This is a genomic window from Nonomuraea sp. ATR24 (assembly GCF_041950485.1).
Taxonomy (GTDB): Bacteria; Actinomycetota; Actinomycetes; order Streptosporangiales; family Streptosporangiaceae; genus Nonomuraea; species Nonomuraea ceibae.
This window is the reverse complement of sequence record NZ_JBGNUU010000021.1, coordinates 132574-149931: the sequence shown is the minus strand read 5'-3', so window position 1 is coordinate 149931 and position 17358 is coordinate 132574. Positions and strand designations below refer to the sequence as shown.

General features: G+C 63.8%; 15 protein-coding genes. 7 read left to right on the top strand and 8 right to left on the bottom strand.

The genetic code is table 11. The annotated features are described in order from the left end of the window. Positions 1 to 98: 98 nt before the first annotated feature. The gene (locus ACBI99_RS36970) at positions 99 to 431 is read left to right on the top strand and encodes a GntR family transcriptional regulator (RefSeq protein WP_375074598.1); all 333 of its coding nucleotides are present in this window, start codon (positions 99 to 101) and stop codon (positions 429 to 431) included. A gap of 94 nt (positions 432 to 525) precedes the next feature. On the opposite strand, the gene ACBI99_RS36965 is transcribed toward ACBI99_RS36970, so the two are convergent. The 3 genes from ACBI99_RS36965 to ACBI99_RS36955 form a co-directional block, all read right to left on the bottom strand. Further along, positions 526 to 705, bottom strand: a complete 180-nt coding sequence (locus tag ACBI99_RS36965) for a hypothetical protein (protein WP_375074597.1) — start codon at positions 703 to 705, stop codon at positions 526 to 528. Positions 706 to 1053: 348 nt separating this feature from the next. Continuing rightward, entirely contained in the window at positions 1054 to 2409 is a 1356-nt protein-coding gene (locus ACBI99_RS36960) for a DGQHR domain-containing protein (RefSeq protein ID WP_375074596.1), read from the bottom strand. Between the two features lie 409 nt (positions 2410 to 2818). Then, on the bottom strand, positions 2819 to 3196 hold the full coding sequence (locus ACBI99_RS36955) for a hypothetical protein (protein WP_375074595.1): 378 nt from the start codon (positions 3194 to 3196) through the stop codon (positions 2819 to 2821). A gap of 1013 nt (positions 3197 to 4209) precedes the next feature. On the opposite strand from ACBI99_RS36955, the gene ACBI99_RS36950 reads away from it, so the two are divergent. Continuing rightward, positions 4210 to 6327, top strand: coding sequence for a tetratricopeptide repeat protein (locus ACBI99_RS36950; protein WP_375074599.1), 2118 nt, complete (start codon positions 4210 to 4212; stop codon positions 6325 to 6327). Positions 6328 to 7092: 765 nt separating this feature from the next. Here the strand turns inward: ACBI99_RS36950 and ACBI99_RS36945 are convergent. From ACBI99_RS36945 to ACBI99_RS36935, 3 genes are read right to left on the bottom strand one after another with little or no spacing between them, the layout of a single operon-like run. Next, a complete protein-coding gene (locus tag ACBI99_RS36945; RefSeq protein WP_219503754.1) occupies positions 7093 to 8025 on the bottom strand; it encodes a hypothetical protein in 933 nt (310 codons plus the stop codon). A gap of 50 nt (positions 8026 to 8075) precedes the next feature. Continuing rightward, positions 8076 to 8513: a hypothetical protein gene (locus ACBI99_RS36940; protein WP_219503750.1), complete on the bottom strand. Its 438-nt coding sequence runs from the start codon at positions 8511 to 8513 to the stop codon at positions 8076 to 8078. 31 nt (positions 8514 to 8544) lie between these two features. Next, positions 8545 to 9003, bottom strand: a complete 459-nt coding sequence (locus ACBI99_RS36935; protein WP_219503747.1) for a peptidase inhibitor family I36 protein — start codon at positions 9001 to 9003, stop codon at positions 8545 to 8547. A gap of 620 nt (positions 9004 to 9623) precedes the next feature. On the opposite strand from ACBI99_RS36935, the gene ACBI99_RS36930 reads away from it, so the two are divergent. The 4 genes from ACBI99_RS36930 (at position 9624) to ACBI99_RS36915 (ending at position 15188) form a co-directional block, all read left to right on the top strand. Beyond that, positions 9624 to 13508, top strand: coding sequence for a hypothetical protein (locus tag ACBI99_RS36930; RefSeq protein ID WP_375074594.1), 3885 nt, complete (start codon positions 9624 to 9626; stop codon positions 13506 to 13508). 63 nt (positions 13509 to 13571) lie between these two features. Then, a complete protein-coding gene (locus tag ACBI99_RS36925; protein WP_375074593.1) occupies positions 13572 to 14018 on the top strand; it encodes a hypothetical protein in 447 nt (148 codons plus the stop codon). 145 nt (positions 14019 to 14163) lie between these two features. After that, on the top strand, positions 14164 to 14553 hold the full coding sequence (locus ACBI99_RS36920) for a RidA family protein (RefSeq protein ID WP_246644507.1): 390 nt from the start codon (positions 14164 to 14166) through the stop codon (positions 14551 to 14553). After that, a complete protein-coding gene (locus tag ACBI99_RS36915; RefSeq protein ID WP_375074592.1) occupies positions 14550 to 15188 on the top strand; it encodes a DsbA family protein in 639 nt (212 codons plus the stop codon). The genes ACBI99_RS36920 and ACBI99_RS36915 overlap by 4 nt, the downstream gene beginning before the upstream one ends. Positions 15189 to 15281: 93 nt before the next feature. Here the strand turns inward: ACBI99_RS36915 and ACBI99_RS36910 are convergent, their stop codons facing one another. After that, a complete protein-coding gene (locus tag ACBI99_RS36910) occupies positions 15282 to 15791 on the bottom strand; it encodes a cupin domain-containing protein (protein ID WP_219503733.1) in 510 nt (169 codons plus the stop codon). 103 nt (positions 15792 to 15894) lie between these two features. Here ACBI99_RS36910 and ACBI99_RS36905 point away from each other — a divergent pair, with 103 nt between their 5' ends. Next, on the top strand, positions 15895 to 16419 hold the full coding sequence (locus ACBI99_RS36905; protein ID WP_219503731.1) for a MarR family winged helix-turn-helix transcriptional regulator: 525 nt from the start codon (positions 15895 to 15897) through the stop codon (positions 16417 to 16419). Here ACBI99_RS36905 and ACBI99_RS36900 read toward each other — a convergent pair. Then, positions 16410 to 17261 (bottom strand): aminoglycoside phosphotransferase family protein, encoded by an 852-nt coding sequence (locus ACBI99_RS36900; RefSeq protein WP_219504045.1) that lies wholly within the window; start codon positions 17259 to 17261, stop codon positions 16410 to 16412. The two genes, ACBI99_RS36905 and ACBI99_RS36900, sit on opposite strands and share 10 nt — an antisense overlap. Positions 17262 to 17358 lie beyond the last annotated feature (97 nt).

Below are 17358 nucleotides of genomic sequence, written 5' to 3'. Positions count from 1 at the left end.
ATCGAGGGCTGGTACAACCTGCACCGCCTGCACAGCAGCCTGGGCTACCGTAGCCCCGCCGACTACGAGGCAGTCGCAGCGGCCTGACCACCACAACGATGGTGTCCGTCGGAGCGGAGCAAGCTCAGGAGGGCGCCGTCTACACCGAGCAAGGACGTGGCACCTTCGTCGGGCCGAGGAGCGCACCCCAGAGTCCTCGCAAGGTCCCGGTCTATCAGCAGATCGCCAACGAGATCATCGAGGAGATCAAGGCAGGGGTCTACGCCCCGAACCGCCTCATCCCCAGCGAGAAGACGCTCGGGCAGCGATTCGACAGAGCGCCAGGGACGATCAGGCAGGCGATCGCCTACATGCGTGAGCTTGGTTGGGTCTTCACCGTGCCGCAGAAGGGCACGTACGTCTCCAAGCGCGAGGACTGGCCCGAGAGATAGGCCAGGGCTGCCAACGCCCGCACGACGCCGGCCGTCCTCAGCTCAGAAGAGCTGGCACAGCTCGCGGTGCGCTGCCGAATTGTTCTCTTAGGTATCAAGGCGGCGGCGCTTCGCGCCGCCGCACGGCCCGCCGCCCGCCCGCCGTCCAGGCGTGCGGCGTGGACGCCGGTCCCGAACGGCGGCGGGAACGCGGGCCGCCCACCGTACGCATCGCCCGCCGTACCAAGCCGCGCCCGCCGACCAGGGACGCGCCGCCGCCGCACCAATGCAGCATGATCGCCATGCTGTGGCCGGACTTCACCCAGGGTTGGGGCGATCGACGGTCCGGGACTTCCTTAGTCCCGGCCCACCGAGTTTCGTGGCCGGGGTACGTAGGGGGACCCAGATGGGGGGAAGCGGGACTCTTGTGCCGGAAGTGGTGACTTGCTGACGCGACCTGGGGGAACCTCACATGAGCCGTTCTGACTTGCTGAACCGTCAGCTATCAGCCGTCGTTTGTCATCGTTGGCTGACCTTGGACAGCCCATGGACGGCCCGCTTCCGTCCCTCGACAACACCCGAGGTCTACGGAATTGCGGGAGCGGACGCTGGCATCAACCAGCGCCCGCCCTGGTGAGAATGGCTACTGCACCGGTTCAGGCAGCTCTTCGGGGAGCTGCTCGGTCTTGCCTTCGGCCTTGAGTGCTTTGATGTCTTTTGTGATGGTCGCCTTGCCGCGTGCGCTGTTCCACGACGCCCAGACGGCGGTCTTGAGGTCCTCGGTGTGGTACTCGGCTGCGATGAGGTAGGCGAGGAGACGGGCAGCGAGGTTGTAGGCCTCATTGCGGGCGACCATGCGACCGTCGGCTCGGACGATGGTTTCCCGCCAGATCGATTCTGCGGTGGCGGTGAAGTCAACTTTATTGACACGCTCGATGGCGCGCTCGAGCGTCAGGCGTGGCTCGTTGCTGACCGGATGGCGACTCAAGTCCATTGCCTGGGTGATCCCGCGGATCAGCGCGGTCTGTCCGACAGGCCGCAGGAGCAGAGTATGGGGATGGGAGGCGGTGAATCTGTTGGTCTTGATCGCTTCTGGGTCCGCAGCGGCGTCCCGATAGGCGTCGAGGTGCATCATGAACAGGTGGAACCAGGTGGCGACCTCCTCATAGCACGTCTCCAGGACTTGGTCAGAGGGGCTGACGGTGCGATCCAGGTCTTTGTGGCCAGCGAAGTCGAGGATGGTCTTGGTGTTGTCGTAGACGGTCCCGATCGTGGTTAGGTGGCGCATGGTGCGGCTGAGTGTGCTGCTGCGCCACTGGACGACTTCCCATCGGGAGGTGACCCCTTCGTCGTCGCGGTACTCGCGCTCGGCGAGGGGCGAGTCTTCATCCTTGTCCAACAGCCATCGGGAGATGATGGCGTAGCCGTTGTCCTCGCTGGTCAGGATGTTGTCGGCCCTGCTTGTTGGCTTAGCGTACCGGTTGACCTTGTTGAAGATCCTTCGGGTCTTGCGCGGATCGGTGTCTTCGATGAAGATCACGGTGACGTTGTCGTCGCCGACGAAGCGCTGCTCTTCGCCGAGGTCTTCGTTGGACTGAATCACCTCACGGGCGGCATACCAGCGATGCTGACCGTCCAGGATGATCCGCTCGCCTTTTCCGAGAACCAGGAAGCCCATTTGCTCGGCTCCTTCGCGGTAGGCGAGCTTGAGTCCTTTGATGTGGCTGCCGAGGTCCTCGTACTCCAGGCTGCCTTCGGGGACGACGACGATGATGGCGCCGAAGAAGCGGTCCTTGTGCTCGGCCAGGTAAGGCACGATCTGACGCTTGACGCGGCTGATGTCGGGCTCGCGCTGCATCCGCTCCTCGATGGAGGCGCTTGCCCAGGAATCCAGGTCTCTGGCTGGCCGCGTAGACGAGACCAGTTCGCGGGCCGTCATCGTTCCTACGTAGTAGATGGTCGAGCCCATCTTGCCCTTGATGACGGGGATGGCTGCCATGGTGTGCTCCTTCTGACGAGGACGTTCAGGTGGTTGGTCGGTCGTTACAGGGTGGAGATGGGGCATAGGTCAGGTCCCGCTCCTGGTCCTCCAGCTGATGAGGGGGTACGCACATCCACGCGAATGAGGGGATGCCTGCGGGGGCGCTGAAGGCACTGGGCGAGCCACACGTTATGCGTACGGGTACGGTGCCGTTCGAATCGGCTGCAGAAATCCATGGTCATTCCGACATAGAGGGGTCCTCTCAAATCGCTGATGACGTAGACGCCCGGCGTTGCCGGCACGGCCGCCCTCCACGCGGCTGTGAACGGAACCGAGCCGTCGACCGTGGGGCCGGCTGCGGCCTGAGACGCAGCCGGCGTGCGGTGAGGAGTTATCTGGATACTCGTCATGGTCTGGGCGCCTTGGCTCAGGAGGCCGCCGAGGAGTCAGGGAGCGAGTGGAGCAGCTCCCACGCGATCGCGTAGTCGTCCGTGGCGTCCAACTCAGGGTCAGGCGGTAGGTCGCACCACTCGCTGGGATCGGCCAGATCCCACTCCGGCCAGATCTCGTACGGCAGGAAGCCGAACGCGACCGCCCAGTCATCAGCCTCAGCCCACTTCACGCCGTGCTTCATTCGCCGGTAGGCCGTGGGCCGACTGATACCCACCATCTCGGCGAACTGCTCGACGCTGAGGTTGATCCGATCGAGCAGCCGCTCCAAGGGGTAGGTGGGCTCGTCGGGACGGCGGGGGGGCTTATAGGAGGCGGGGCGCGAGACCGTCTTGGTGGTACTGGTGATCGACATGGGATTCCTGCTGAGTTCGGGGGCGTTGGTCGACTTGCGCTTGAACCCTTCGTCGGATCACAGTCGCTAGGTTGGCCGTGGATGCCGACAAGTTGTACAACTACGATACGCCTAGCCGTCTCACTCCCCACGAAATCGGCGAACCTGCACGTCACGGCTCCGGTCGATCGTTCTTCCGCCCCTGCTCAGCCCCGCCACGGGGACACGACCGGCGTCGGCAGGCTGGCCTCGTGCACGAAGGTGACTGATGCTGCCCGACAATCCTCCAAGTCACGAGCGATGTCTCGTCAAGCACGAGGACGGCCTATAGCCGCCACGGCCGGATGACGTCCCATGGCATATAACGATGTCGTGACCTACTTGCAGCGGACCCCAAGGGCCGACAGAGCAGATCATCATAGGAAGATGACACTCCGGTGGCGCATAGCGGGAGCGGTGACGGCGGGACTGGCGCTAGCTGCCCTAGGCATCCTGCTGTTTCGATCTGGCTTGGATGACGCCGATAAGTGGGCCAGCGTAATTGGCGTGTTCGTGGCGTTGCTCGGTTTGGGGACTTCAGTATGGGGGCTGGTTCTGTCCTACCGTGCACTGCGCTCTGGTTCACAAGCTGCCGGAGTACGGGTGATTGCTTCTGGTGAGCGATCAATCGCCGCACAAACTATATCCGGGGTTGCTAGCACTGGCGATGATGCTCCAGTAGTTAGCGCGATCGGAAAGCCCGCGCCTGAGAACAAGTCGGCTTCTGCCGCAGAAACTACTGCTCAAGAGCCAGCCGAGACGAGCGATGCGTCAACCCAGCTGAGAGTATCTGCTATTGGAGACAGATCAATCGCCGCACAAACCATATCCGGTGCTGCTAGCACTGGCGATAGAGAAACGGCCCACGAGTGAGCGGCGGACACGAGTCCCAAATCCCGACAGAAATTAACTCGAACGGAGAGCGATCGATTGCGGCGCAAGTGCTCTCAGGAACCGCCATAACTGGTGATATTCACGGCGGACTCCAGATCAATATGGTTCCCCTCGAATACACTCGTGCGGCAGGGGAGATCATAGCTCCGGTGGGGATGAAAAACCTGCCGGCACGAGTAGGGCTCTTCGTCGGTCGGGACGTAGCGCTAGACAGACTGAACACCGCCGTTGCCGAATCACGGAGCGCAGTGGTTCAGGCAGTACACGGCTTGGGCGGAATCGGCAAGAGCGCTCTAGTGGCTCACTGGGCAACTACCCAAGCCGACAGATACAAAGTGGTGTGGTGGATTATTGCGGACACTCCGGAGGCATTGAATACCGGCCTGGCCAGCTTCGCCGCAGGCTTACAGCCTGGCATTGATCAAGTTGTGCCACAAAAGGCCTTAGCTGAGAGAGCGATCCAGTGGCTTACAAGTCACGACAGCTGGCTCTTGGTGCTGGACAACGTCACGGATCCCGCTCACGTACAGCCGCTACTCGCGCGTGCCACGACAGGCCACTACGTTATTACGTCTCGGCGAGCCACTGGCTGGCACCACATAGCCACTCCCGTCCGGCTAGATGTCTTGGAACCGGCTGAGGCCGTCGAGCTGTTCACGCGCATCCTCAATCACAACGGTCCGCGAGCCACCGATGGGGCGATCGAAGTATGCATTGAGCTGGGCCATTTGCCATTGGCCGTGGAACAGGCAGCTGCATTTTGTTGCGAAACAGGCACCACTCCCCGCGACTACCTGGACATGCTCAATGAATATCCGGCCGCCACCTACCAAGCGGCACCTGAGGGTATTGAAGCTGAGCGCACGATTGCCCGTATCTGGCATATCAGTCTTAAGCAACTTGGGGATGATCTCTTGCCCGGGCGGCTCTTGCGGCTACTGTCCTGGTATGGTCCCGACGCCATCCCTCGCACTCTACTGTCTGGCGTCGCCGCCCCACCCACCCTAGCAAAAGCTATTGGTCGCCTGGTAGCCCATAATATGCTTGCCACCGACGATGCAGCGGGCACTCTCACACTCCATCGCCTAGTGCAAGCCGTTGGCCGCACTCCGGATCCACAGGACCCTCATCGCGAGCCACACGCTATCGAAGAAGCTCGTCATGAAGCGGTTTCTCTTCTCTATAGAGCGCTTCCTGAAGACGTACAGAATGCTGCTACGTGGCCTGTTTGGCTCATGTTGCTGCCGCATGTAGACGCTCTCGTCAGCCGTAGCAAGCCAAGCTCGGATACTATCGCTATTTGCGATTTACTCAATCAGGCAGGAGCATTCCTTAATACTCAAGGGCGCGCCGCTCAAGCCACCGCCTATTTGGAGCGTGCCGTCAGTAGCTGCGTACGTCTTGTAGGAGATGATCACCTTTCTACTCTGGCGAGCCGCTCCAATCTTGGCTACTCATATCAAGCCTTGAATGGTCCGGCACGCGCCCTTCCCCTCATAAAGCGAACTCTCAGCGATGCGGAGCGTATTCTCGGCAAAGATCACCCTTACACTCTGGCTTGCCTCAACAACGTCGCTTATGCGCACATGACGGCCGGAAATTTGAGCCGCGCTATGCAACTATTCAAGCGTGCTCTTGAGGGTCGCGAGCGAGTTCTAGGCATGGAACACATTGACACTCTGATCACTAGAACTAATCTAGCCCGCACATATCGCGACGCCGGCGAGCACCAACAGTCGATCTCTCTATTCGAGCACATCCTTGCCGAGGCTGAACGTCTTTTTGGAGCAAATCATTTTTTGACGCTGGCCTCTCGAGCTAACCTCGCTCATGCATATGAGGCTGCTGGAGATATATCTCGCGCGATTCTAACGAATCGCCGTGCTCTTGCCGAATCTGAACGAATTCTAGGAAAAGATCACCCGGAAACACTAGCGAGCCGCAACAATCTCGGCACATCCTATATGGCGCTCGGGAATGTGAAACGGGGTCTTTCGCTGCTTGAGCGCACCCTTGCTGATCGGGAACGTATTCTCGGGGGGGATCATCCAGACACCTTAATCACCCGGAGCAACTGCGCCGCAGCTTATATAAAGATGGGATCGCTCGAGAAAGGACTGCTGCTGCTCGAACGTACACTCAACGACTGTGAGCGCGTTCTAGGGTCAACGCATCCACTGACCAAAAGTATTCGAGTAATACTGTCGCGTATGTCGTAACACCTTGGGGCGAGCCTGTCCAAATCCCGGCCATCATAAATACGTTTCCCTCAACCGTGACTTGGACACGCTGAAGGACAACTCATGAGGTGATCATAGGTTCAGGCTCTCATCGGTGAGGACCTCACTGGATGTCGCTTTCGTGGGTTGCAGTTCCCCGTCGTTGCATCCCGTTCCACCAAGGCCGTCGAGCCGCATCGGTCCACTTGGGACAACCTGGAACGCCCAAGACCCGAGCTGCTAATGCGGTTTGGTCCAGGTTTGACGCCGCCGTAGAGGTGCTGGCCTCCCGATCGCCTTGCGGTGGCTGGTCGCCGTAGAGTGTTGGGGGCGATCGACGGTCCAGGGCTTCGTTCCTCAGCCCCGGCCCACTGAGTATGCAGGCACCGGCCGGATGAGAGCTCTCTGACCGGACGCGCCGACCGTGTGATCCGGAACATACGCGGAACGTTCCCCGTCCCGCGGGAGACAACAGCGACGACAACCGCAGATCAGCGTGCCGCCCGACCAAGAAACAGCGATCCACTTCTAATCCGACGGTCGCAGGTTCGAATCCTGCAGGGCGCGCTTTGATCACGGCTACGGCCTGCGGAAGCGCATGCCAGGAGACTCAGGGCCGCGCGCGAGGACCTGGACCACTCCACTCTGCGGGACACGGGCCAGTGCTGCTCGAAACAGAAGAGCTCGCCGGACGGTAGACAGTCCGGCGAGCTCAAGATGCTGCAGCTGAATCGACGCGCCGGGGAACGGTGCCCGGCCTCGGCCTTACTCGGCGAGAATCTTCGCGGCGTTGCTCAGCTTGACCCGGAGGTCGGCCCGATACTTGTCCAGGCGCTCCGCGCTGCTGGCGATCAGGCGCGTCTGGACCTCCTTCTCCACGGTGGACCTGATCCCCAGGTAGTTCACTTCCAGCTTGCACTGCATGTCGGCCTGAGCGACCTTCTGCTCCTCAGGGGACAGTGGCCCGCCGTCGCGCCTCGCAGCCCAGCGCGGGTCCTCCCAAGCGGCAGCGGGATCGCTGTACGCATGACCGGAGCGTGCCATGCACGCGCTCCACTGCTGAGTCGCTTCGACGGTCCGCGCGTCGGCCTGCGCCTCGTCCGACGCCTGGCCACGTAGCTGCGTCACCAGCCATTCGTTCTCGGCGTTGGTGCCGGCCAGAACGCTGCGCCTGGCCTCGCCGAGGCAGCCGCCCTGCGGGATCTGCGAGCTGCGGTAGGTGTGCTGCCCCTTGCCCAGGTATACCGCCTGCTCTTCCGCGGATGGCGCCGAGGATTTCACAGCGGTATCGGCTTTGAGGGGCTTGTCAGAAAGCTCGGATGCGGGGGCGCCCGCGTATCCGTACTGAGCCGCTTTCGCCGGCTCGATGAAGAGATACCGTCGATCTTCCGGGAAGGGGCTGACCGAAGCCTTAAGGCGGTGCTTCGGATAATCGGTGAAGCCGAAGCGACCCATGCAGTCGGACAGCGCGTAGCGCATGGCGCTCGTGAGGTCCCCCACCTGCTCGGGGGTCGGCTCGTAGGCGTCCAGCGGGAAGACCACATCCTGGATCGACTGAAGGTGTGGCGGCTGATTACCTGCCGGAACTTCCGATGCGGTCGTGTTGGCGTATGCGAAGGTGCCGCATGCCGACAGCGTGGCCAGGGAGACCAGCGCCAGGGCCAAAGTGTTCCCCTTGCGCTGCTTCCGGTTGTCCATGGTGCCCACCTTAATCCAATATTCGCTTCCGATACGGGAGGTCGAGATAGTTACGGGCAACCCCAGGAGACGGAGCTCGCCTTGTTGTCGAACGCTTGCTGCCTCAAGTCGCCGTAGGCTGTCTGCGGGTACATCACCAGGTATTCCCCGCCGAAATCCTTGAACTGCCACAGGACGGCTGTGCACGATGTGTCGAGATTCCGGGCGGAGCTTGTACGGTTCTCGACCGTCTCGGCGCCGGGCAGCATCTCGTCGCCGTCCCAGTACCACAGGGAGTCGTCCCGGAAGTCGTTGTCGGTGCCGATATAGTCGGCTTGCATGTCGACGTAGTTGAAGAGGCGATAGACGCACAACTCGTGCGGCGGTGTGCAGTAGCCGTCAGCGCCCGGGTTGGCCAGCGCCGGTGAGGTGGAAACGATCTGAGCGGCCAGTGCGGCGCCCGCGATCGCCAGGACGGACGAGGCCATCCTTTTGAACATTGCGCTCATGCCCTTCTCCTGCCATCTGCCCGAAGGATAGTCAGCCGGTTGATCCGTTGGTGCACTCTTTGGATCCCGTCCATTTGTAATGCGAGCTCAGCCTGTCGTTGTAGTTGCCCAGATCGCTATAGGCAGGGTTGATGTTGAGCATGGTGAAGCCGGATCCGCCGAACTCGGCGTTCTCGTACAGCCACCACTCGCAGTACCCCTCGTTGTTCACTATGGAGCTGACCTGGTCGTTGATGTTGATGCCGGTCGGCTCCAGGTGGGCCGCGTAGAAGACGTCGGCGGCGGACGTGTAGTTGCGGTCGGTCCGAGTGAAGTCGAGCATTCCGCCCTGATAGCTCGAGTGACGATACGTGCAGAGGTTGCCGTCCTCGAAGGCGTAGTCACACGAACCGTCGTGGCCGGCGACGGCGGGTGCGGAGGCTAATGCGAAGGCAGCTGCCGCAGCGCAAAGGACGGCGGCGAATTTCTTGCTTTTGACAGCAAGGCTCATTGACTCTCCTGGCGTTGGTTGCGATGCTCGCTCTGGCCCCGGCGACGAGGCACGGCATTCAGACGCCGACACTCCTTACGGGCAAGACAGATAACTGTGACATGTGAGGTCAGTTACCTCTTGTGTCGAGGCCGGACCGAACTGGATCATCACCCACGGCCAAGGCGTTTTGCAAGAGGTCTATCTGAGAATCTCGCGTGCTTGATTCACCTGTGCCCGATGTGCTCCTATTGCTGCTGTCCATGCCCCTCGGTGCCCTCCCGGCCATTGGAGGGCGCATGTCCAATGAGGCAAGCCGGCACTTGCGGTTCGACGAATGGAGGTTTTACCGCCCTGGGCTGCAGAACCCGAGCCTGCCCCTGCGACATTCAGTCAAGAAGCTACGGCAAGACCCCTCATTGAATCGGAGTCCCATGCCTCGCCGGACGAGACGAGCGTTACTTTCCGTAGTTGTTCTCCTGTCTACCGGGCTCTTCGCAACGCAACCCGGACCTGGTGAGAAGGCATTCGCCGCCTCCGCTGCCGAGAAAACGGACCGGACGACGGCCGAGGAGCCAGGCGGGCAGCCTCCCGGACCGTCACCTCGTTCATCCATCGCCCCAGCAGAGCGAAAGCGCATATTGGCCGAGGGCTGGCAGCAGTCGCCGGACACCGCGCTCGCCACCTCAGGAGACGAGACCGGGTTTCACGTTCTCACCGCGCGCGCGAAGGACGGCTACCAGTGGAAGACCGTCGCCACGCTGGCCGAGCCGGGCATGGACACCGACCAATGGATCGGGAACGCGTGCCTCACCGGAGATGGCGCCAGCATCCTGGCCGTCTACGCGCCACGGCATTTCACCAACCGGGCGACGCTGTTCGCGCGCGGAGCGTTCGCCGCGGTCATCAATGCCAAGACGGGGGAAGTGGTCAAGCTTGAGGAGCAGGTGAGCCTCGCCTACTTCAATCCCGGCTGCGGCGCCGACAGCCGGTCAGTTCTTTCGCAGAGTGCGGTCGAGGAGCATCCGACCACCAGGCTCCTGCTTCTCGACACGAAGACGAAGAAGCTCAGCCGGGCATCCGTTCTCCAGGGACAGATCACCTCTGCCGTGCCGCATGGCGACGAGGTCGTCGCGGCGGACGGGAACGCCCTCGTGGCCTTTTCCGCGAGAGGCAAGCGCCGGACCCTCGCGCTCGCGACGTCCACGCCCTTCGACATCCAGGTGGACGCCGACGGCGGAATCGCTTATGCGGAACACCAGGGTGGCGAAGTCACCGTCAAATACCTCGGCAAGGGCGCCGGCGCACCCCGGACCTTGGCCAAGGGTGCCCTCGGTCGTCTGTCCGTCAAGCGAGGGGTTGCCGGCAAGCTGTTCCTGGTCGGCGACGCGGCCGCGCCGGCCTCCGGGCTCCCGCAGACGATGGAGTTCGTGCAGGGCCCGGCCACCGGTCAGATCTCGTCCCATGGAGAACTGCTCGTCCGAAGTGCCAGTCGCCGAGGGTTGCGCCCGGCACCAGCGGGAGATCCGAAGGACACCGGCATCCAGGGAGCTCGCGCCGAACGGCTCAGTGCGGAAGAGGTCGACATCGCTGTGGTCGTCCCCGCCTCGCGTCAGGCGGTGACCTTCGAGGTCCTACCGGACGCCCTGGTCGCGCCTCGACTGGCCGACGGCTCCAAGCCGAACCAGTCCTTGCTCAAGGCACTCGGACGGAAGGCGCCTTCGTCTCAGCCGACCACTGCCGCGGCTGACCCCACAGAGGACGTCAACGCCACCTGCTCGGTGCCGCGCAACGATCCCACGATCCAGGTCTACCAGCCGCACTGGAGGCAGGTGGAGTGGGCAGTCGACCAGCTCGTCATGAAGCGCCTGACCCTCACGCGCCCGGACGACTGGAAGGGGTCAGGACTGTCCGCCTGGTCGCCTCAGGCACTGTTCACACCTGAGGACCTCAGAGGCGGTGGCCGCGTCCCGACGAACATCATGCTGGGCATCCTGGCCCAGGAGTCGAACCTGTGGCAGTCCTCAAGCCACGTCATGGAGGGTGAGACGGGGAACCCTCTGATCGGCAACTACTACGGCATTTCCGTCTACGACGACAACCCGGCCAACGACTGGGATATCGACTTTGCGAATGCCGACTGTGGCTACGGCATCTCGCAGCAGACCGACGGAATGCGCAAGACCGGGGCCGTCGTATGGCCGGCGACCACCCAGAAGGCCGTGGCCGTCGACTATGTCACGAACATAGCAGCAGGTCTCCAGACCCTCACCGAGAAATGGAACCAGATCTGGGACGACACCAACGGGACCATGCTGGCCAACAACGGGGCTCCGTCGAAGCTGGAGAACTGGTATTTCGCCGTCTGGGCATACAATTCCGGCTGGCACCCCAAGAGCGCGAGCAACACGAACGGGGGTGCGTGGGGGCTCGGATGGACCAACAACCCCTCCAGCGGCCTCTGGAGGCCAGGCCGCCGTCCCTTCCTCGATCGGAACAGTTATACGGACGCGGCAACACCACAGCACTGGCCTTATCAGGAGAAGGTTCTGGGCTGGGCGGCCTGGCCCATCATGAAGACCTACTTCGACACGGCAACCCAGAAATGGACCGAGCAGGCCGGCTACAATCCCGCGTGGTGGAACACGGAAGCGCAACGCTCCGCCATCGTGCCGACCACCAATCCGAGCATGACGGACGCCTACGTCGACGTGAGCGCATTCTGCTCGCCTGACAATTCCTGCACGCCGTCAAGCAGCATCGAACTGCGAGGCACCTGCCAGCGCGCGGACTTCAAGTGCTGGTGGCACTCGCCCAAGGTCTGGAAGACGGACTGTCCGGCCCAGTGCGGCAACGAGGGCGAGATTCGCTACTCGGATCCCATCTACGCGTACACCGAGCGGGTGGCGCCGACCGACTACTGGAGGACATGTCTCACCTCGGGCCTGCCGTCGGGGTCGCTGGTCGTCGACGACGTCCTTCCGGCCGTCGAGCCGGTCATCGGATCGTGCGCGGGTGTCTCGACGGGATCCAAGGGCAAACTCGAATTCACCTTCGGCAGGGACGCCGGCGGCAAGATCCCCGCGAAAATCGATTTCCATCAGCTCGGGAACGGCTATGGCGGCCACGAATGGTTCGCCTTCACCCGCAGGTCGAACCAGAACGGCTCGGTCATGCGGGTGACGGGCACCTGGACGTTGAACCAGGCGCTCAACGGCTGGGCGCGCGTACTCGTCCACGTCCCGGAGCGCCGCGCCCAGACCCAGCAGGCTCCCTACACCGTCAACCTCGGGAACGGCGCTTCGCAGACGAGATACCTGCCGCAGCTGGCAGGAAAGAACGAGTGGCGCAGCCTGGGCGTCTTCCAGTTCGCGGGCACTCCGTCGGTCAGCCTGACCACCCTGAACCAGGAAGGTGACGGCACGACCGCGATCGCCTGGGACGCGATCGCGTTCCAACCGTTGGCGGCACGACCCAAGCACTTCGTGGTCGCGATGGGAGACTCGTACTCCTCGGGAGAGGGGATCGGAAACTACGAGAACGCGACCGACGTCTCCTACAAGACCATGCGCTGGAACGCCTGCCGCCGCAGCAAGGACAGCTGGATCCGGAAAGCCGTTCTGCCGGGTGAGACCAGGACCATCGGCCAGATGGCGGACTCCCTCGATCCGAACATGGACTTCCACTTCGTCGCCTGCTCCGGCGCCAGGACTCACTCCATGACGAAGTCTGATGTGCAGCACCAGACAACCGGTCTGGGATGGAGCGATTACCGGGACAAGGCCGAGGGCAGATTCCGTGAGATCGCGCAGCTGGACGCCGGATATCTCGACGAGAACACCACGCTGGCGACCGTCTCGATAGGCGGCAATGACGCCGGGTTCCCCTCGATGGTGACGAACTGCTGGGTAGTGGCCTGCAACACGCAGGAAATCGAGGCGAACAAGAAGGCCGACATATCGGGAGCCGTGAGCGCCTTCGTGTGCGACCTCGACAAGGACGGGGTCTTCGAGACCCCCTGCAACGTCAAGGACGTGCTCGAGAAGATCGACCTGAAGGTCAAGAACTACTTGCCCGCACGCGCCAAGAAGGCCAAGGTCGTCCTCATGGGCTATCCGCGAGTTTTCGACGGAGATCCCAACCACGAAGGAAACCAATGCTCCACGATGTCGCAGTTCAGCTGGTGGGAGGTGGAGATGCTCAACAGACTCGCCGACCATATGGCGGCCGAGCAGTCGACCCTCGCTGCGGCACTGAAGGCTTCCGGAAAAGAAGTGTCGTACGCCAACCCGATAGCGCAGTTCGGGGCCCACGGGGCCTGCGACGATGACCAGTGGGTCATTCCCGTAAGCTTCGCCAGAACGGGAGAGGGCGACTTCGGCGACGTTTTCGACGGGTGTCTGACAGACGGACTCAGATGCGCGAGCCGAACCTCCGTCCACCCGAACAACAAAGGGGCCGTCGCCTACGCCCAAGTCCTTCAAGGACATCTCGCGAGCACACCTGTGAATTACACTGGCTGGTAGCAGAGAACGTGGGTGCGCTCGCCTCGTGGCGCGCACCCACTCCCCTTTCCCTGGCGAGGCGGTATGAGTTCCGAGGATCCCGTACGGCGCCATGTGGTCGGCCTGGGGGTGATCGGTGCAGCGCTCTTGATCGTGGTCGCCCCGTTGATGGTGTTCAGCGCGATGCTCGAGTCCCAGATCGAGGATCGCGCCGAACGGGCTCTCAGCAGCCGGGCAGAGCTGGTCAGCCAGGCGCTCCGGCGGGATCCGGCGGGGAGTTCGTGGCAGGCCGCGGCCGGCGGGTGGGCATCCAAGGCGGCGCGCCCCGACGGGCGGACCCTGGTCATCTCGACGTCCGTTCCGGTTGAGGCGGGGATGATGCTCGGCACCGAGTGGTACGAGCGGTGCTACAAGATCGTGTTCACCGCGATCGGCACTCCGGAGCAGGGTTATGAGCTGGAGAAGGTTCCCGGGTGCGCGGAGGAGCAGTGCAGGGGACGTCGGCCGTGCCCGGCGCTTTCGCCCAGTTGACCGGTCCACGCGGGGCGTAGGCGCGAGGGCTCAGCAACTCCGGCTTCCCGGCGATCACCCGGGCGATCCGGGTTGACAAGTGCATACATGTACATGCAACATCTTCTTGCACGGACAAACATGTACATACATGCAAGGAGATGTCATGAAGCGCGAACGCATCAGCACCACCCCCGACTGGTACGAGCCCTACGCCATCTCACAAGCCATCAAAGTCGGCGACCTCGTCTTCGCCTCCGGCCAGGCCGGCTTCGACGACAACGGCGTCACCGTCAGCCACGACTTCGAGACCCAGGCCCGACAGGCCTTCACCAACCTCGACCGCGTCCTCAAAGAAGCCGGATCCAGCCTCGCCGACGCCGTCAAGGTCACCATCCTCGTCACCGACCTCGAACCCAACCTCGACACCATCATCAAACTGCGCAAAGAGTTCTTCACCGAGCCCTACCCCGCCGACACCCTGATCCAGATCTCCCGCCTCGCCCAGGCCGACTGGCAGATCGAGGTCGACGCGACCGCCGTGGCACGGTCATGAAGATTCAGATCTGGTCCGACTACGTCTGCCCGTTCTGCCTGCTGGCCAAGGGGCCGATCCAGGAGGCCGTCGCCGGGCGTGACGTCGAGATCGAGTGGATGCCGTTCGAGCTGCGTCCCGAGCCCGTTCCGACGCTGGAGCCCGAGGGCGACTACCTCCAGAACATCTGGAAGCAGACGATCTACCCGATGGCCGAACGGATGGGTGTCGGCATCCACCTGCCCGACGTCTCGCCTCAGCCGTACACGCGACTGGCCTTCGAGGGCTACCAGTACGCCAGGGAGCACGGCGACGCCGAGGCGTACAACGACCGGCTGCTGCGGGCGTTCTTCGAGGACGGCCTCGACATCGGCGACCTGGACGTGCTGGCGGACCTGGCCGCGGGGCTGGGCCTCGACGCGGCGGAGTTCCGTGCCGCGCTCCTCGACGGCCGGTACGGCGAGGCGCATCGGGCCGCGCTCCAGCAGGCGCAGGATCTGCAGATCCGCTCGGTCCCGACGATCATCGTCGACGGCACGTACCGGATCGAGGGGGTTCCCCGGCCTGACGCGCTCCGCGAGCTCCTGGACAGACTCGAAGCGATCAAAGCGGTGGAGAATCCCGGGAAGACCTCCTGCGGTGTGGAGGGTTGCTGAGGAAGGCGGCCGTGGTGCTCGCGGCCTCTCAAGGCCCCGAACAGCCTTCGCCGGGGCGGGGGTGGCGCCGGTGAAGGAAAGCAGGCGGTGGCTTCAGACGAAGAAGCTGTCATGGCGGACGAAGAACTCCGCGCGCTCTTCTTCGCTGAGGCCGCCCAGCTCGGTGACGCCTTCGAAGTATCCCTCTCGCGGTGCGCCGGGGGCGAAGAGCATGAGCATGGAGGCGGGTTCGCCGGATTCGTTGCGGAAGGCGTGCAGCCCGCCCACCGGCACGTACAGGTAGTCGCCGGAGGTGGCGTCGATCCACTGCCGGCCGTCGAACAGCCGCATGGTGCCGGACAGGATGAAGAACGACTCCGACATCGCCTTGTGGAAGTGGGTGCTGGGCCCGCTGACTTCGGGGCCCATGTCCACCCGGTACAGGCCGTACTCACCGCTGGTGGAGACGGTGGTGGACAGGTAGTGGTAGGCGGTGCCCTGCGCGACGGTGGGGCCGTCGGTGGCGACCGGCGGGGAGATGAAGTCGGGCGCGCTGGTCGCGGGACGGAAGGTGGCGTTGATCTCGCCGTGTTCGCCGAAGTAGCGAGGATCGGGGTAGGACATGCGCACTCCTTGCACGAGGGCAGATTAGGTGAGTGCTAAGATAACCAGCACTTACGTGAGCGTCAATTAAATGAGCGCTCGGCTATATGCGGGTGGAGGATGCATGGCGGACGCGGTGGAGTCGGTGCTGGAGCAGTGGAGGCGCGAACGGCCGGACCTCGACGTCTCGCCGATCGGCATCGTGGGGCGGCTCATGCGGCTGTCGCGGCTCTGGGACAAGGAGATCAAGGACTTCCTCGGCGAGCACGGGCTGGAGCCCGGCGAGTTCGACGTCCTGTCCACGCTGCGACGCTCAGGAGAGCCGTACGAGCTGACCGCGAAGGCCTTCCTCAAGGCGTCCCTCGTCACCACCGGGGCGATCACGCTGCGGGTCGACCGGATGGCCGCCAAGGGCCTGGTCACCCGGACGCCCGACGCCAACGACCGGCGCTCGGTCAGGATCCGCCTCACGCCGCACGGTCTTGAGCTGATCGACCGGGTCCTCCCCCTCCACCTCGCCAACGAGGCCCGCCTCGTGGAGAGCCTCGACGCCGGCGAACGCCGGCGCCTGGAGGCCACGCTCGCCGGGCTGCTGGAGTCTCACGGCGACACCCCCGCCGACCCCGGCCCGCCCGCCGATCAGCAGTAGCCGGCCAGGCCGTCCGCCAGCTCTTCCTCGTCGCCGTCCCGGTGGGCGGACAGGGCCTGCTGCAGGGCGAAGGTGGCACGGATGACGGCGATGCGGGCGGTCATCGTGCTGTCCGGCCGGGCGTCCAGGGTGAGAACCCGGTTCAGGAAGCTCGCGCCGTAACTGGCCGCGACGGCCGCCAGGTCCTCGGCGGGGTCGCCGATCGTGACCTCGTCCCAGTCGATCACGCCGCTGAGCACCGGCAGCCCGTCCTTGCGCTCCCACAGCACGTTCTCGGCGCCGAGATCGCCGTGCACGACCGCGTCAGTGAGATGGGGAAGGCCGTCGAGCGCGGCGAGCTCCCGCTCGGCCCGCTGACGCCCGCCGTCGGACATGAGCCCGAACAGCTCGGCGCGGACGTCCGCCGCGAACCGCCGCCATCGGTCTCGTGGCGCCGGCAGAGCCGCTCGTGCCTGGTCCGAGGCGCCGTTCCTGGCCAGTGCTGTCAGCAGCGTGACGTACTGCGTCGCCACGGCCTCGGCCACCTGGGGATCTTCGAGCGCCTCGGCCTCCAGCGGGGCCCCGGGAACGCGGCTGAGCACGAGGTAGGGCAGCCCGTCTGCGCTGCCTTCCTCCAGCGGCCGAGGCGTGGCGAAGCCGAGATCGAGCGCGGCGAGCAGGCGCAGAATGGCGGCCCGGTGCGGCAGCCGGGTGGCCGCGGCGTCGGTGCGCGGCAGGCACACGACACGGTCCGCGCCGATCACCACCTGGTGGAACTGTCCTTGACGGACGGTGAGGTCCTCCGGCGTGACGCCCGGCAGCAGGCGGCTCAGCAGAGCGCGATGCGACGGCGGGAGCTGCATGAGAACGCGGGCTGTCCTTTCCGTCACCGGCTGTCCACGGGCTCCTCGCCCTCTCGCGACATGGACGCACTTGCGAGATTGAAGCATATAGGTTGGC